This is a genomic window from Arsukibacterium sp. MJ3 (genome assembly GCF_000987765.1).
Classification (GTDB): domain Bacteria; phylum Pseudomonadota; class Gammaproteobacteria; order Enterobacterales; family Alteromonadaceae; genus Alishewanella.
Window position 1 is genome coordinate 72,136 of record NZ_LAHP01000017.1, and the last position, 15,155, is coordinate 87,290.

At 43.1% G+C, this 15,155-nt stretch carries 12 protein-coding genes and 1 tRNA gene; 5 read left to right on the forward strand and 8 right to left on the reverse strand.

Annotated features, from left to right (window positions below):
* Window positions 1-160 precede the first annotated feature (160 nt).
* Window positions 161-1,744 (forward strand): methyl-accepting chemotaxis protein, encoded by a 1,584-nt coding sequence (locus tag VT06_RS12830; RefSeq protein ID WP_052750261.1) that lies wholly within the window; start codon window positions 161-163, stop codon window positions 1,742-1,744.
* A gap of 162 nt (window positions 1,745-1,906) precedes the next feature.
* Here VT06_RS12830 and VT06_RS12835 read toward each other — a convergent pair whose 3' ends face one another.
* From VT06_RS12835 to VT06_RS12855, 6 genes are all read right to left on the reverse strand, one after another.
* The gene (locus VT06_RS12835; RefSeq protein WP_046554718.1) at window positions 1,907-3,451 is read right to left on the reverse strand and encodes a PAS domain-containing methyl-accepting chemotaxis protein; all 1,545 of its coding nucleotides are present in this window, start codon (window positions 3,449-3,451) and stop codon (window positions 1,907-1,909) included.
* Window positions 3,452-3,518: 67 nt separating this feature from the next.
* Window positions 3,519-6,008: a GGDEF domain-containing phosphodiesterase gene (locus VT06_RS12840; protein ID WP_046554719.1), complete on the reverse strand. Its 2,490-nt coding sequence runs from the start codon at window positions 6,006-6,008 to the stop codon at window positions 3,519-3,521.
* Between the two features lie 642 nt (window positions 6,009-6,650).
* Window positions 6,651-6,818: a hypothetical protein gene (locus VT06_RS18250; protein WP_161795041.1), complete on the reverse strand. Its 168-nt coding sequence runs from the start codon at window positions 6,816-6,818 to the stop codon at window positions 6,651-6,653.
* Between the two features lie 71 nt (window positions 6,819-6,889).
* Window positions 6,890-7,207: a chaperone modulator CbpM gene (locus VT06_RS12845; protein ID WP_052750262.1), complete on the reverse strand. Its 318-nt coding sequence runs from the start codon at window positions 7,205-7,207 to the stop codon at window positions 6,890-6,892.
* A complete protein-coding gene (locus tag VT06_RS12850; protein ID WP_046554720.1) occupies window positions 7,204-8,166 on the reverse strand; it encodes a DnaJ C-terminal domain-containing protein in 963 nt (320 codons plus the stop codon). Before VT06_RS12850 ends, VT06_RS12845 begins: the two co-directional genes overlap by 4 nt.
* 235 nt (window positions 8,167-8,401) lie before the next feature.
* Window positions 8,402-8,488 (reverse strand) — tRNA-Leu (locus VT06_RS12855).
* Window positions 8,489-8,681: 193 nt separating this feature from the next.
* Between VT06_RS12855 and VT06_RS12860 the strand changes: the two genes are divergently transcribed.
* Complete coding sequence (locus VT06_RS12860; RefSeq protein ID WP_046554734.1) at window positions 8,682-9,185, forward strand: RDD family protein; 504 nt, start codon at window positions 8,682-8,684, stop codon at window positions 9,183-9,185.
* A 2-nt stretch (window positions 9,186-9,187) separates the two neighbouring features.
* Here the strand turns inward: VT06_RS12860 and lptG are convergent, their stop codons facing one another.
* Entirely contained in the window at window positions 9,188-10,255 is a 1,068-nt protein-coding gene (lptG, locus tag VT06_RS12865) for an LPS export ABC transporter permease LptG (protein WP_046554721.1), read from the reverse strand.
* A 1-nt stretch (window position 10,256) separates the two neighbouring features.
* A complete protein-coding gene (lptF, locus tag VT06_RS12870) occupies window positions 10,257-11,363 on the reverse strand; it encodes an LPS export ABC transporter permease LptF (protein ID WP_046554722.1) in 1,107 nt (368 codons plus the stop codon).
* Window positions 11,364-11,576: 213 nt separating this feature from the next.
* Between lptF and pepA the strand changes: the two genes are divergently transcribed.
* From pepA to VT06_RS12885, 3 genes are all read left to right on the forward strand, one after another.
* The gene (gene pepA, locus VT06_RS12875; RefSeq protein WP_046554723.1) at window positions 11,577-13,085 is read left to right on the forward strand and encodes a leucyl aminopeptidase; all 1,509 of its coding nucleotides are present in this window, start codon (window positions 11,577-11,579) and stop codon (window positions 13,083-13,085) included.
* Window positions 13,085-13,534 carry a DNA polymerase III subunit chi gene (locus VT06_RS12880; RefSeq protein ID WP_046554724.1) on the forward strand — a complete coding sequence of 150 codons (450 nt, stop codon included), beginning with the start codon at window positions 13,085-13,087 and terminating at the stop codon, window positions 13,532-13,534. The genes pepA and VT06_RS12880 overlap by 1 nt, the downstream gene beginning before the upstream one ends.
* A gap of 15 nt (window positions 13,535-13,549) precedes the next feature.
* Window positions 13,550-15,155 (forward strand): valine--tRNA ligase (locus tag VT06_RS12885; protein ID WP_046554725.1); only part of this gene is annotated, 1,606 nt, incomplete at its 3' end.

Consider the following 15,155-nt stretch of genomic DNA (forward strand, 5'->3'; position numbering starts at 1 on the left):
GTACCTATTTATGCATAAGATAATAGTTTAGCTTTATTCAAACACTCAAAAAATATTTAACATTTATATGAAAATTAGTTTTTTGGTTATTTATTAATAATTAACATTGCGAAGCACTGAACAATTTATGCAGACGCTCTTGCAAAAACGGAGTTCAACTATGATGGCAATAGCTTCAGCGGTAAATAATGTTGGCGTTCGCACTAAGATTTTATCTGGCTTTAGTTTGGTGTTACTTATTTTAATGCTCATATCGATAATCAGCTACATGTCGATGAACAGCCTATCAGAGCGATTTAAGCAAGTATCAGATGTTAAGCAAGTCAATTTACTCATCAGCGAAGCGCAGCAGCAGGAAAAAAACTTTATCTTGCGAAATGACATTAAATATTTTCAAATGGCATTTGATAAAAGTGAGCAGGCTAGAAAAATAGGTCAAACAAGTTTAAATCAATTCTTTACCACCGAAAGTAAGTTGCTAATGCAGGAAGTGTTAGAGCAAGTCTACGTTTATCAACAGCATTTAAAAGAGCTTTCAACGGTTGATATACTTACGAACAAAGCTGAAATCGACAGTATTGAACAAAAAATGACTCAAGCTGCCAGAGCAGCTGATGCTGCAGCTACCCGCTCAGTAGACTATCAACTCAACAGACTTGATGATGAAACCAATAGCCTCGAAAGATTAATTGTTACGGCCGCGATAATTGCCACTGCCGTTGGTTTGTTGGCGGGTATTCTCATTACCAAAATGGTAGTTGATCCGTTGCGGCAGGTTGTTGAGGTTGCAGAAAAAATTGCTGCGGGTGATTTGACAGCAAACTTACCAACGGACAGAAAAGATGAACCAGGCCAATTAATGCAAGCAATGCAAAACATGAGCCTTAGCCTGCGCGAGTTAATTAATAATCTTACTGCCGGAATTGTCCAGTTAGCTACGGCAACTGAAGAAATGGCAGTAATTTCTGAGCAGAATTCGGCTGGCATAAAACAGCAGAAAGAAGAGACAGAGCAAGTAGCCACCGCGATGAACGAAATGACCGCTACTGTTCAGGATGTAGCAAAAAGTGCTGAAGCGGCTTTTAGTGCTGCTGCGGAATCAGCACAGCAAGCTACCCTAGGCGAACAATTAGTACAAAAAACCATGCAGCAAATAAAAGCGTTGGCACATGAGGTAGCAACTTCAGCCAAATCCATTAGCGAACTGAAAGAACAAAGCAACAATATTGGTTCAGTATTAGATGTCATTAAAAGTATTGCCGACCAAACCAATTTACTTGCACTTAATGCCGCTATAGAGGCAGCCCGTGCTGGTGAAGCGGGTCGTGGTTTTTCGGTGGTAGCAGAAGAAGTAAGGGCATTAGCACTTCGAACTCAGGAATCAACAGGTCAGATCGAGCAGCTAATCAATAAGTTACAGCAAAAAGCAGAAGCAGCTGTCAGCAACATGCATAACAGCTCATACTTGGTTGAAAAAACGTTAGAAAGTGCGGACAATGCCGATGACGCTATCAGTGCTATTAATGAAGCCGTTAACAGCATTCAGCAGATGAATCAGCAAATTGCCTCCGCGGCGTTGCAACAAAGCGCGGTAGCGGAAGAAATTAATCGTAGTATATTTAGTATTCGCGATGTCTCAGAACAATCGGCGGCAGCAAGTGAACAAACAGCAGCTGCAAGTAGTGACTTAAGCCGGCTTGGTAACAAACTGCAACAGTTGGCTGGGCAATTTAAAGTTGCCTAAACCGTCTGTGCCAGGAAAAGTAATGGATGAAAAGCGTAAGGAATAGGAGCGGAACAGATTACATCCTGCTTAAGTTATTTCGCAATATTCACTAGGCTAGTGTCAAACATCTCTGTGTGTTAATAGCTTAGTGAGTTTATCGGATGTAGTGCACTCACAAACTTATCGATTAAACTGCGCAATCAAACTCTGCTGGTTCGCTAACCTTTCGACTAAGTCAGCCCCCAAATTTGCTGCTTCTATGCCATTGTTTTCACTTTGTGACGACATATTAGAGATTGTGGTAATGTTTTTATTTATCTGCTCCGCTACAACAGCCTGCTCCTCAACTGCAGTAGCAACTTGTGCATTCAACTCAGCTAAAGAAAATACCTCCTCGTTGACTTTTTTCAACGCAACAGTGGTATGCCTGGCTAAGTTAACACAACTTGCTGATAGCGCTCGCCCTTTAGTCATTGAGTTGATTACAAAATCGGACTCCACTCGTAACTGATTTGTAAGTTTACCAACTTTGACAGTAGATTGCTGAGAACGCATAGCAAGTGCCCTCACCTCTTCAGCAACTACTGCAAAACCTCTGCCTTGTTCGCCGGCTCGTGCTGCTTCTATTGCTGCATTTAGCGCAAGTAAATTAGTTTGATCAGCAATACTACTTATTACGATCAACACTTCCTCAATTAAACGAGTACCCTCAATCAAACGACTAATTGCAGTGTCCACTTCTAACAATTGTTCAGATAATTCGGTTATTGACTTAGTTGTTTCGCTTACAGTATTTTGTCCTTGCTGACTCAGACTTAACCCATTTTGTGAGACATCCGAAGCCGTAGATACTATTTTAGCTATCTCATGCACAGTTGCCGACATCTGGTGAATTGCAGAGGCAACTTGATCTGTCTCACCTTTCTGGCTTGATAATATACTTGCCACGTCATTTCCCCGCTTAGATGACGTTTTAGCCGTTAAAGTCAGACTCGCCGAATCGTCACTTACCCGACCAACGACGGCTCTCATTTCAGCTTTGCGCATTTTTAATGCCAACGATATGTTACCCAACTTGTCATTATTGCCAGAATACAAATAACTCATTAAAGAGTTATTGAATATGTCATTCGATTGCCTTAGTACTTCCTTATATTGGCTGCGCCAGATATAAAAAATAAAATTAGCAACAATTAATAGAGTGGTAAGTAAACCTTTTATAATGAGTTTTTCATTATCATAAAACGACAAAACCGAGAGTATCAAAACTAAAAATAAAATAGCTTGGACCCACTGAGTTTTATCTACTTTACGGTTAACCGATTTCGTTGTACCCGCTAAGTCAAGCTTCGGATATAAACCCTCTGCCCGCTGTTTAACTTTATCATCTAGAACCGTCCTCACTGATTGATACTCAATGACTTTTCCAGCGTTATCTCGTATTGGAGTCACAAAAGCATTAACCCAGTAATAGTCACCATTTTTACAAAGATTCTTAACTGGTCCCATCCAAGATTGTCCGCTTTTAATCGTATTCCATAAGTCTTTAAAAGCAGCCTTAGGCATTTCAGGATGCCGCACTTTATTATGTGGCTGTTCCTTCAGTTCATCTAAAGAGTACCCTGCAATATCACAAAAACTTTCGTTTGCATATTTTATGTGGCTGTTTAAATCTGTAGTTGAAAGCAGGAATTCACTTTCCGGGAACAACCTTTCTCTATTCATTATAAATCCTATTTTATTGTTTTAATTGAACATGTTGAGATTTAAGCTGGTTTTAATTAATTTGTATTTATCTTAAAATCTTATTTTCAATTTGAGCGCTAATAAAATCCTTACGTTGTATAGCGTCACTTTTTATAGAACCAGCATTTATGGATTTAAAAATTTCATCTGCTGGCATTGGTTTGCTGAATAAAAAACCTTGCATAAAATCACAATTTATACTTTTTAAGTACTGCCTCTGGTTTAGGTTTTCTACTCCCTCAGCCACTACTTTCATTTTTAAAGAGTGACTTAAAGAAACAATTGCCTTACAAATTAAGCAATCACTTTCATTTTCAGGCAGCTTATTTATAAAACTTTTATCTATTTTTACCTCATCTATAGGTAGCCTACTCAGATAGCTTAAAGAGGAGTAACCTGTTCCGAAATCATCTAAAGCTATCGAACAGCCTAAAGCTTTTATTCCACTTAGTGTGATTCGAGCGGTGTCAAAATTTTGCATAATGGCACTTTCAGTAATTTCAAAAATAAGACTTTTGTAGAGAATAGGATTTGTACCCACTATATTCAAAATTCTCTCTAGAAGACTGGGTTCAAATAATTGATAAGCAGATAAATTCACCGATATGACTGCTCTAGATGTGTTTTTTAGATACCAATGCTCTAGAAAATCAATTGCTTGCTTAAGAACAATGCTACCTAGCTCTGCGATAAGTCCCGTTTCTTCAGCAATTGGAATAAACTCTACTGGTGAAATGACGCCTTTTTGAGGATGAAACCAACGTGCCAATGCTTCAAAGCGATAAACTTCATCTTTTTCTGAAGGAATAATTTGTTGAAAATAAGCGACTATATGCCCTTCACTGATACCGCGTTCAAGATCGGAGACTAACTGGCGACGATGAGCTTTTTGTTTACTAAATTCTTCTTTGTAAAATAAGAAGCGATTTTTCCCAGACTCTTTCGCTTTATACATAGCAATATCAGCTTTTTTTAGCAAATCCTGCGCTTCAGTTCCATCTTTGGGGAAAATAGCAATGCCTATACTGGCCGTAATTTTGAAATCTTGACTGCCATAGACCAAAACGATTGATAATGCTTGAGAAATTTTAGATGCTAGTTTTTGAACCAGAACCTCTACCCCTGACTTATATAAAATTACGAATTCATCACCACCAAACCTGGAAAGTAGCATTTCATTTTCTACAACGTTGTCTAGCAATCTTGCTATAGTCGATAAAATGCGATCACCTTCATCATGACCTTGACTATCGTTAACTTCTTTAAACCCATCTAGATCAATGAACAACAATGACATGCTGCATTTTTCATCTTTACTACTAATACAATGTGCTATTTCTTCTGACATCCTTTCAATAAAATAACTACGGTTATATAATGACGTCAGTGGATCGAAGTAAGCTAGCTTTTTTAGCTGAGCTTCATGAGCTGTGATATTAGAAATGTCATTTATAGTAACAATATAAAATTTAACACCAAATTTTATTTCATTATCTACTTTTACAATAGATAACTGTACAGGAAAAATTTCATTTTTTTTATTTTTACAAGTAATTCTGCCTTGCCAATATCCCTTTGAATTAATACTCTCAAGATTTTCTTTTTCTCCTAGCTCTGGAATAATTTTAAACAATGAAATACCTTCAAGAGAAAAAGCAGTATAGCCACTCATTCTTTCGAAAGACGGATTTGCTTTTATAATTTTGAAATAATTGTCTGTGCTTATTGCCCCATCATACGAATACTGAAATATTGAATCAGCAACTCTCAGTTGCATCTGATAATTATGTTCTAAGGTAATATCTTGAACTGTACCTATCATTCGAATCGGCTTGCCTGCAGCATCTCTATAGACTTTACCACGCTCCACAACATAACGAAGAGACTGGTCAAGGCGGACTATTCTATGCGCCACTGAGTATGGCGCATCACCTGATAAAGTTTTTTTTACTGCAGATTCAACAGCGTCTCTGTCTTCATGATGGACAAAAGAAATAAAATTTTCGTAACTTACATTGAAGGTATTTTCTTTCAAGCCAAAAATAACGAATATCTGGGTTGACCAATGCAACTCTCCCGTTAGAATATTCCAGTCCCAAGCTCCGATATTTGCAATAGATTGTGATTCATTAAATAAATTTTTGACGTCATCAATAATTCTTTCATATTGTGTTGTGAGATTATTTTCACTGACCGTTGCTAAAACGCATTTTTCATTTTGAAAGTTTACCGGTGTTAGCTCGATAAAAACGGCTTTACGTTCATTTTTTTTAGACATTATAAAAAGTGGGCGAGAATAACCCATTGCTTGTTTAGATGACTGGTGTTGAAAACCTTTAAATAACATGTTGTGAGATTCACAGAACTCTGGAGGGATGAGAATACTCAGAGGCATACCAACTAATTCTTCTCTACGATATCCAAGCAGCGTATTTACAGCTTGATTGACCCATTCAATAACGCCATTTGAATTAACTACTATCAATGTTTCTGAAAGTACATCTACAATTGTTTCTTGTGTAATTGTCTTCTTCAAAAAAAACTCCATTTACTGTAGTAAAATCAAACTTAAAATTAAAATGTTTAGCAAAGGCCATAGAATACTTTCAGTTGATAATCAAGTTCTCAGGTTTAAGTAATATCTTGTGAATGTAGTTTTCGACTGCTTCCTGCCATTGCTAAGTACGATGATCGCTGCACCGAATTAATTAAATAAAATCGTTAAATTATAAATGCCTACTGTAAAGACCTTGCTTTAAGTAAGGTTTTTACAGTGCCCTAAATTATACGATCGCATTAGCCTTGTCTACGGTAAAAACACTACTAACTATGTGGTTAAAGAAGGTAAAACACCTATTTTTGTAACAAGATGTAACAGAGTCTGTATTGATTAAATTTCACCTATGCATGTTTCGGTCGAAACCGATCACCCATTCGGCCTTAATCCGATCAATGATTTGGTTTTTATCCGATCAGTTTTAGCTGTTTTCCGAAACCAGTGATCGGGATGCCGGAATAACCTTCTTTTTCCATTGGGATCAATTGGTAAGCGATGTCTTAACGTCAATGTTAAGGACTACTCTGCCATGCCTAAAAAAAGAACTGACATCAGAAAGATAAAATACGTTCTACAGCTGAAGTTCGATTCAGATAAATTTTAGGCATATTGATAAGCAACTTAATCACGGCATCGTCTTAAACAGTGTTGTAAGGCTAAAAGTTGCCGCTTACGATAGCTCGAATTGGTAGGGTTAATTTCGTTTTTAGCAAAAGCGGTTTGGGTTAAGCTGCTTATTTTGTGCTGATAAAAAAGCTCCAGCCATTGCTTGGTTGTTCTGCGATTCATGTGAACTCCCTGTTTGATAACAGATTCAGACAGGGTCGCTATCGAAGACTACTTTTGTGCAACAGCTAACACTACAGCAACCTCCCTAGCTGCTGTTTAAGTTGATCGTTTTCATTTTTTAGCTGTTCAATTTCATCAAGCAGATTTAACACTAAATAAAGATCGGCCCAACCAATATCTAAATCACGATTAAGTCGAGCTGCTTTTTTCACTTTTGTCACGCAAGTTACGTGAAATAGCCATTGCGGTGGCTGGGCGCCTGCGACGGGTATTGCAATATCATTTTGCACCAATTCAAACATGGTTTTTTGGCTAACATTGGCAGAGAGGCAAAGCTCTTCAAAACTCAAGTGATAATTAGCGGTGTGAATGTCTGATAACATTGTCATGATAGATTATTCCATTCGCGGCGGGGGTTAAAACTGGCACTGTCAGCAAGCTGAGCCCAATGTGTTTTACTGCTCTCATTTAGCGTAGGCGGCATTACAATTTTTATAATCACAATCAAATCTCCGCTCGATTTTTTTCCCACCAGGCCTTTGCCCTTTACCCGTAAACGTTGGCCAGCCTGGCTATTAGTCGGGATCGCCAACTGAATTTTTCCATTAAGCGTAGGCAGTGTTATTTTTGTTCCCAGCGCCGCTTCCCAAGGTGCTAGCGGCAAAGTAAGCAACAGATTATCTGCTTCAACATCAAACAACGGGTGAGGTAGTAATCGGATTGTCAAATACACATCGCCGCTTGGAATAGTATTACTAGCGGGAGCCCCCTGACCTTTAAGCCGAATACGCTCGCCATCACGCGTACCGGCTGGAATTTTAACCTTCAACGATTTTTTTATTTGCTGTTGATAACCCTGACTACCGTTAACGGCCATGACAAATTCAATTTGCTTGGTGGTGTCAGCCAGGGTGTCTTCCAGCATTATTGGCCAGTCGAGTTCAACATCAGCGCCTTTGCTTTTATTAATGTCGTCATACCATGGTTGCTGACGATGTTGTTGCCGGTTACGCGAGCCGGTTTCGCCAAAAATAGAATTAAAAAAATCAGCAAACTCCTGATTGGTTGCCGTATTATTGTCGGCAGAATAGCCCGCTGTCGTTTGCCCCTGCTGTCTGTCAAAAGCACGATGGCGCGCGGCGCATAAAGCATCGTATTCGGCACGTTTCTCAGCGCTGTGTAATACCTCATAGGCTTGTGCAACGCGTTTAAATTTTTCTGCAGTATCCGGCAGTTTGCTTACATCAGGGTGATACTTGCGCCCGAGTTTGCGGTATGCCGTTTTAATAGCTTTGTCATCCGCTTTAGGATCCACGCCGAGCACGCTGTAATAATCAATAAACTCCATTGCATGACCCTATATAAAAATTTCACAGTGTCAGCTTAGCAGTAAAAGTTCGGGCATGTTTATGTGTGGGCGCCATCAGTGAGAAACAGTAGCGGTTTATATAGCGAGCTTAACTGGTTACTTACCCGGAACGTCTATCATGGTTGCCAAGGGGGTTAAGTGCAAGATTAAGCAGGCTTATTAGACGTAGAGATGCAAATAGTAATATGAGGAAAAATGAGCAGAATATTATTTATGGTGCCTAGGGCCGGACTCGAACCGGCACGGAGTTTCCCCCGGTGGATTTTGAATCCACTGCGTCTACCGATTTCGCCACCCAGGCACTGAGGGATATATTGAAGTAAACGCCTGCATTATACGATGCTACTTAGCCTTGGCAAGTGCTTTTATGCCCCTTTGCTTTAATTCGCTTTTATTTGCACAAAATTACAGCACTACCGAAAAAAACACCTGCTAAGATCGTAAAAAAGCCGCAGCGTGTTAAACTTGCCACAGGTTACAGACAGGAACTTGCTATGTTTGCCAATGCGCCCCGTGCCGGCTTTGCCCGGCGTTTAGCGGCAATAATTTATGATGTTTTGGTGCTGATGGCATTGGTTATGCTGGCGGCTGGCATTGCCATGTTGCTGGTTCAGTTATTGGTGTCGACCGCACTGGTTAATCTTAATGGTTATAGTGACATTGCCGACTACTTAACTACCGGGCTACTGCGCTGGCTGTATTTTAGCTACCTGCTGGCGATTATATTAGGCTTCTACGTTTACTTTTGGTGCAAAGCGGGCCAAACGCTTGGCATGCGGGCTTGGCGTATAGTCGTTATAAAGCAAAATGGCTTGCCGTTAACGCCTTTGCAAGCTTTGGCACGGGCTTTATTAGCCTGTTTTGGTGTGGGTAATTTATGGTTGTGGTTGCGCTGGGGTAAAGGCCTGGCATTGCAAGACCAGCTTACCGCCAGCCAGATGGTGGTAATTAGCAAAGCGCAAAGTAAAAACCTGAATGTGCACCAGAGCGCCCGATAAACCTATACCTTGCGCCGCATAAAATACAATGCCATGGCAATAAACAACAGACTAGGTAACATGGCTCCCACTAGGGGTGGTAACTGATAAACCAAGGCTAGCGGGCCAAATAGCTCATTGCTCATATAAAAACCGAAGCCGGTTAAAATACCCAGCAATACCCTGGCTCCCATGGTTACACTACGTAATGGCCCAAAGATAAAGCTTAATGCCATTAGTAACATGGCGGCTACCGACAGGGGCTGTAATACTTTTCGCCAATAGGCCAGCTCATAGCGACTGGCATCCTGATCATTTTGTTGCAAATATTCGACATATTGCGTTAACCCAGTTAGCGACAACATTTCTGGCTTAATCGTTACCACGCCGAGCTTATCGGGCGTTAAACTTGAACGCCACTGCTGCTCAGGCAGATTTTTTTGCAACACCCGCTCTGCTGAGAAAGTTAACTCGGTCACATTTTCCAGACGCCAGCTGTCAGCACGAAAAACCGCATTGTCTGCACTAACAATGGTTTGTAATTGAAAGTCACTGCCAAACTTGTAAATAGTTAAGCCGGTTAAATTACCAGCATCATCCACTTCTTTAATATTGACAAAACTGTCGCCATCTTTTGCCCAAACGCCCTGGCGGGCAGCAAATAAATTGCCGTCGGAAATCGCTTTAATTCTAAGTTCTCTAGCTGTTCTATCACTAACCGGCGCGCCCCACTCAGCAACAGCCATTACCACCAACACCATCACAATGGCCGACTTCATTACCGAGCTGATAATATTAAGCCGTGACATGCCGGCTGCCTGCATTACCACCAGCTCACTACTGCTGGCCATCATCCCCATACCAATTAAACCACCAATTAATGCCGCCATGGGGAAAAACAACACTATGTCGCCCGGCATGCTGTACAAGGTAAATAGCGCCGCATGCACCATGTCATAATAGCCCCGGCCGATAGAGCGCATTTGATCAATAAACCGAAACAACGCCGATAACACAATCAGCACGGTTAAGGTGAGTGCCGAAGTGGCCAAAATGGTGCGGCCTATGTAGAGATCGAGAATTTTTAGCATGTCAGGCTCGCCTCGCTAACCAGGCACGGAAACGCTGAGCACCAGAGCGGTTGCGCATAATTAAAAACACCCCCAGCAGCAAAGCACTACCATGTAGCCACCACATACCCAGTTGTGGCGGAATTTTGCCATCTTCCAGTGCCGAACGGCCAATAATTAGCAACGAATAATACCCCAAATATAATAACAAGGCTGGCAATAAGCGGCCAAATTTACCCTGCCGCGGGTTAACCCGGCTTAGCGGCACGGCTATCAGCGATAAAATAGGAATAGACAACGGAATAGCAATACGCCAATGCCACTCTGCAGAGGCTTCTGCGCTATTTTCCTGTAATAACAATGGGGTGCTTAAACTGCTTAATTTACGCCGGCGTTGCTCTACTTCTTGCTCACGCAGCTGAATTTGATAACGGCCAAACTCGGTAACTTCATATGCCGGTGAGCGGCCATCACCGGCATAGCGGCGGCCTCGCTGCAGTTCCAGCATTTGCGCACCGGTAGTAGGGTCTTCATTAACGGCACCGGTTTCAGCATACACAATAGCGTGTCGTGATTGACTACCATGCAATTCGGTTTGCGCCACAAACACACCAGACAACCCATTACCAGAACGGCTAATATTTTGCACAAAAATGACGGCTTTTTCATTGGCGGTGTGCTGAAAGCGACCCGGAACCAGCGAAAACAACCCCACGTTGCTATCGGCTTTATCCAGCAGCTGATACTCACGCTCGGTGGCCCAGGGGCTAAGATATAAGGTAACCCCTGCCGCCAGTATGGCCATTACCAGCGACAGCAATAAGGTCAGGCGGGTAACATACCATTCACTAACCCCGGTAGAATGCAACACCGTCATTTCACTGTCGGCATAAATGCGGCCGTAGGCAACCAAAATACCTAAAAAAGCACTTAATGGCAGAATTATTACGGCAAGTTGGGGTAATTTTAAGGCAACGATAGCCATAACCAGTTGACCTGGTACATCACCTTCTGAAGCATCAGCCAGAATTCTTACAAAGCGCTGGCTAATAATAATGCTAGTCAGAATAACAAAGACAGCCAATTGGGCACGAAACACTTCCCCAATCAGATAACGAAAAATAATCAAAAATGCCCCCTAAAACCTGTCTTTTTGCTGGAACCCTGGCGATTTTTCAGTAAACTTGATATTTATAGCAATTATTATCAGGCAAACTACCGGGAAAACCGAGCTTTTTTCTCAATTCACGGTAGAATTCAGCAAGGTATTTAACTGGCTAGGTAACCGTATAACAGTTGTTAACGGCTATAGTAGCACAGTCTCTTAGAATCAGGAGTGAGTATGGAGTTCAGCGTTAAAAGCGGAAGTCCGGAAAAACAACGTAGCGCATGTATTGTTGTTGGTGTGTATGAGCCACGCCGTCTTTCCGCAGTAGCAGAACAGCTTGATAAAATTAGCGAAGGCTATATCAGCAATTTATTACGCCGTGGCGATTTAGAAGGCAAACCCGGCCAGATGCTATTATTGCATCATGTGCCAAATGTATTGAGCGAGCGGGTATTGCTGGTTGGCTGTGGCAAAGAGCGTGAATTAGATGAGCGGCAGTATCGGCAAATTATTGCCAAAACGATCAGCACATTGAATGAAACCGGCTCAATGGAAGCGGTATGCTTTTTATCAGAATTACATGTAAAAAGCCGCGATACCTACTGGAAAGTGCGTCATGCAGTAGAAACCACTCAAGACTGCCTTTATGTTTTCGATCGCTTAAAAAGCAAAAAAGATGAAACCCGCCGTCCACTGCGTAAAATTGTCTTTAACGTGCCAACCCGTCGTGACTTAACCATCGGTGAGCGCGCGGTTGAGCAAGGGCTGGCAATTGCTGCCGGTATTAAGCAGTGTAAAGACGTTGGCAATATGCCACCAAATATTTGTACCCCCGCCTATCTGGCAGATCAAGCGCTGGCACTGGTAGAACTGTCTGATAAAGTCAGTGTAGAAGTACTGGGTGTTGAAGAGCTGGCCAGCCATGGTATGAACGCTTACCTGGCGGTTGGTCGTGGTTCGGTTAATGGCCCGAAAATGTCAGTTATCAAATATAACGGTGCCGACAACGACAGTGCACCAATGGTGTTTATTGGCAAAGGCCTAACCTTCGACTCTGGCGGTATTAGCTTAAAAGCCGGCGATGGCATGGACGAAATGAAATATGACATGTGTGGTGCAGCCTCTGTTCTTGGCACCATGCATGCGGTAATAGCCTTGGGCTTGCCGCTTAATATTGTGGCCATTTTGGCTGCGGCAGAAAATATGCCCGATGCAAATGCTTACCGGCCAGGTGATATTTTAACCACCATGTCTGGCCAGACAGTAGAGGTGTTAAACACGGATGCTGAAGGCCGCTTAGTACTGTGCGATGCGCTAACCTATGCTGAGCGGTTCGATCCTGAGCTGGTGATTGATGTGGCCACCTTAACCGGTGCCTGCGTTATTGCACTAGGCAAGCATGCTTCTGGCTTACTGAGTAACCACAATCCGCTGGCACATGAAATTTTAAATGCCTCTGAGCAAAGCGGCGACCGGGCCTGGCGCTTACCATTATGGGATGACTATCAGGAGCAACTGGACAGCCCATTTGCCGATTTTAGCAACCTGGGTGGCCGCGCAGCCGGTACTATTACCGCCGCCTGCTTTTTATCTCGCTTTACCCGTAAATATAACTGGGCTCACCTAGATATTGCCGGCACGGCCTGGCGCAGTGGTGGCAAAGATAAGGGTTCTACCGGTCGCCCGGTGGCTTTACTGACTCAGTTTTTAATTAACCGGGCTGGTCATAACCAGGATCATTAATGGCGGTTACCTTTTACGTGCTGGCCGACAGCCAGCAGACATCTGAAAATGAGCTGAGCACCCCGCCAGCTCATTTTACTTTGGCTTGCCAACTGTGTGCTGGCTTTTACCGCGCTAATCAGCGGGTTTTTATTTATACTGGCAGCCAGCCAGATGCCGAGCTTATTGACCAACTGCTATGGCAGTTTGATGCCGACAGCTTTGTACCGCATAACCTTAGTGGTGAAGGCCCGGCTCGCGGCGCGCCAGTAGAAATTAGCTGGCAGCCACCCAAACAAAGCCGCCAGGTGCTGATTAATCTGGCACCAGATATCCCGGCTTTTGCCAACCGCTTCACCGACATCATCGAATTTGTTCCGGCCGGGGCCGCTGCTAAAGCGCAGGCGCGGGAACGTTATAAGCATTATCGTCAGTCGGGTATTACCCCAGCTACGGTCAATGCCGACTGAACAACAGGTACTCTCATGGAAAAAACATTTAACCCCAGTCAGATAGAACAAGCCATGTACAGCGCATGGGAAAGTAAAGGCTATTTTAAACCAGCCGGTGACACTGGTGCCGGCAGCTACTGCATTATGATCCCGCCACCGAATGTTACCGGTAGCCTGCATATGGGCCATGCCTTTCAGCAAACCATTATGGATGCCATGACCCGTTACCAGCGGATGAAAGGTAAAAATACCTTATGGCAGGTTGGCAGTGACCATGCCGGCATTGCCACCCAAATGGTGGTAGAGCGCAAATTGGCGGCAGAAGGGTTACCCGGCCGTCACGCCATGGGCCGCGATGCCTTTATTGAAAAAGTTTGGCAGTGGAAAGAAGAATCTGGCGGTACCATTACCGCGCAAATGCGCCGACTTGGCAACTCGGTTGACTGGCACCGTGAACGATTTACGATGGACGAGGGCTTGTCTAACGCAGTACAGGAAGTGTTTGTAAGGCTGTATGAAGACGACTTAATTTACCGCGGAAAGCGCCTGGTAAACTGGGATCCAAAACTGCAAACCGCCATCTCTGATCTTGAAGTAGAAAATAAAGAGCAGAAAGGCCAGATGTGGCATCTGCGCTACCCGCTGGCCGATGGCGCCGTTACTGCTGAAGGGAAGCATTATCTGGTGGTGGCGACCACCCGGCCTGAAACCATGCTGGGCGATACCGGCGTTGCCGTTAACCCGAATGATGCGCGTTATAAGGCATTAATTGGTAAAGAAATACTGCTACCACTGGTTAACCGCCGTATTCCTATTATTGCTGATGAACATGCCGATATGGACAAAGGAACCGGCTGCGTTAAAATTACCCCGGCCCATGATTTTAACGATTATGAAGTAGGTAAGCGCAATCAGTTACCGATGATCAACATGATGACACTCGATGCGACTATTCGAAGCGAAGGTGAATGTTTTCACCCTAATGGTGAAATTAACCCGGCACTCACCGCCGCTATTCCGGCGCAATACCAGGGGTTAGATCGCTTTAGTGCCCGTAGCGCTATCGTCGCCGATTTCGACAGTGCTGGTTTACTCGAAAAAATAGAAGATCATAACAACACCCTGCCCTACGGAGACAGAAGTGGCGTAGTAATTGAACCACTGCTTACCGACCAATGGTATGTGCGGGTTGCGCCACTGGCTAAAACGGCGGTAAACGCAGTGGAAACCGGCCAAATTGAATTTGTGCCCAAGCAATATGAAAACATGTATTTCAGCTGGATGCGCGACATTCAAGACTGGTGTATTTCCCGCCAGTTATGGTGGGGCCACCGCATACCGGCCTGGTACGATAACAATGGCAAAGTTTATGTTGGCCGCACTGAGCAAGAAGTGCGCAGCAAATATCAGCTGGCAAATGACATAATACTGCAACAAGACAATGATGTGCTCGATACTTGGTTTAGCTCAGCACTGTGGACATTTTCTACCCTCGGCTGGCCGGAACACACTGACGATTTAAAAACCTTTCACCCTACCAATGTATTAGTAACCGGTTTTGATATTATTTTCTTCTGGGTTGCCCGGATGATCATGATGACCATGCACTTTATTAAAGATAAAGACGGTAAACCACAAG

Coding starts and splice junctions, on each gene's coding strand:
- VT06_RS18250 (WP_161795041.1), bottom strand. CDS start 6,818: ATGAATCGCAGAACAACCAAGCAATGGCTGGAGCTTTTTTATCAGCAC.
- lptG (WP_046554721.1), bottom strand. CDS start 10,255: ATGCTAAAAATTCTCGATCTCTACATAGGCCGCACCATTTTGGCCACT.
- VT06_RS12845 (WP_052750262.1), bottom strand. CDS start 7,207: ATGACAATGTTATCAGACATTCACACCGCTAATTATCACTTGAGTTTT.
- VT06_RS12860 (WP_046554734.1), top strand. CDS start 8,682: ATGTTTGCCAATGCGCCCCGTGCCGGCTTTGCCCGGCGTTTAGCGGCA.
- VT06_RS12830 (WP_052750261.1), top strand. CDS start 161: ATGATGGCAATAGCTTCAGCGGTAAATAATGTTGGCGTTCGCACTAAG.
- VT06_RS12880 (WP_046554724.1), top strand. CDS start 13,085: ATGGCGGTTACCTTTTACGTGCTGGCCGACAGCCAGCAGACATCTGAA.
- VT06_RS12850 (WP_046554720.1), bottom strand. CDS start 8,166: ATGGAGTTTATTGATTATTACAGCGTGCTCGGCGTGGATCCTAAAGCG.
- pepA (WP_046554723.1), top strand. CDS start 11,577: ATGGAGTTCAGCGTTAAAAGCGGAAGTCCGGAAAAACAACGTAGCGCA.
- VT06_RS12835 (WP_046554718.1), bottom strand. CDS start 3,451: ATGAATAGAGAAAGGTTGTTCCCGGAAAGTGAATTCCTGCTTTCAACT.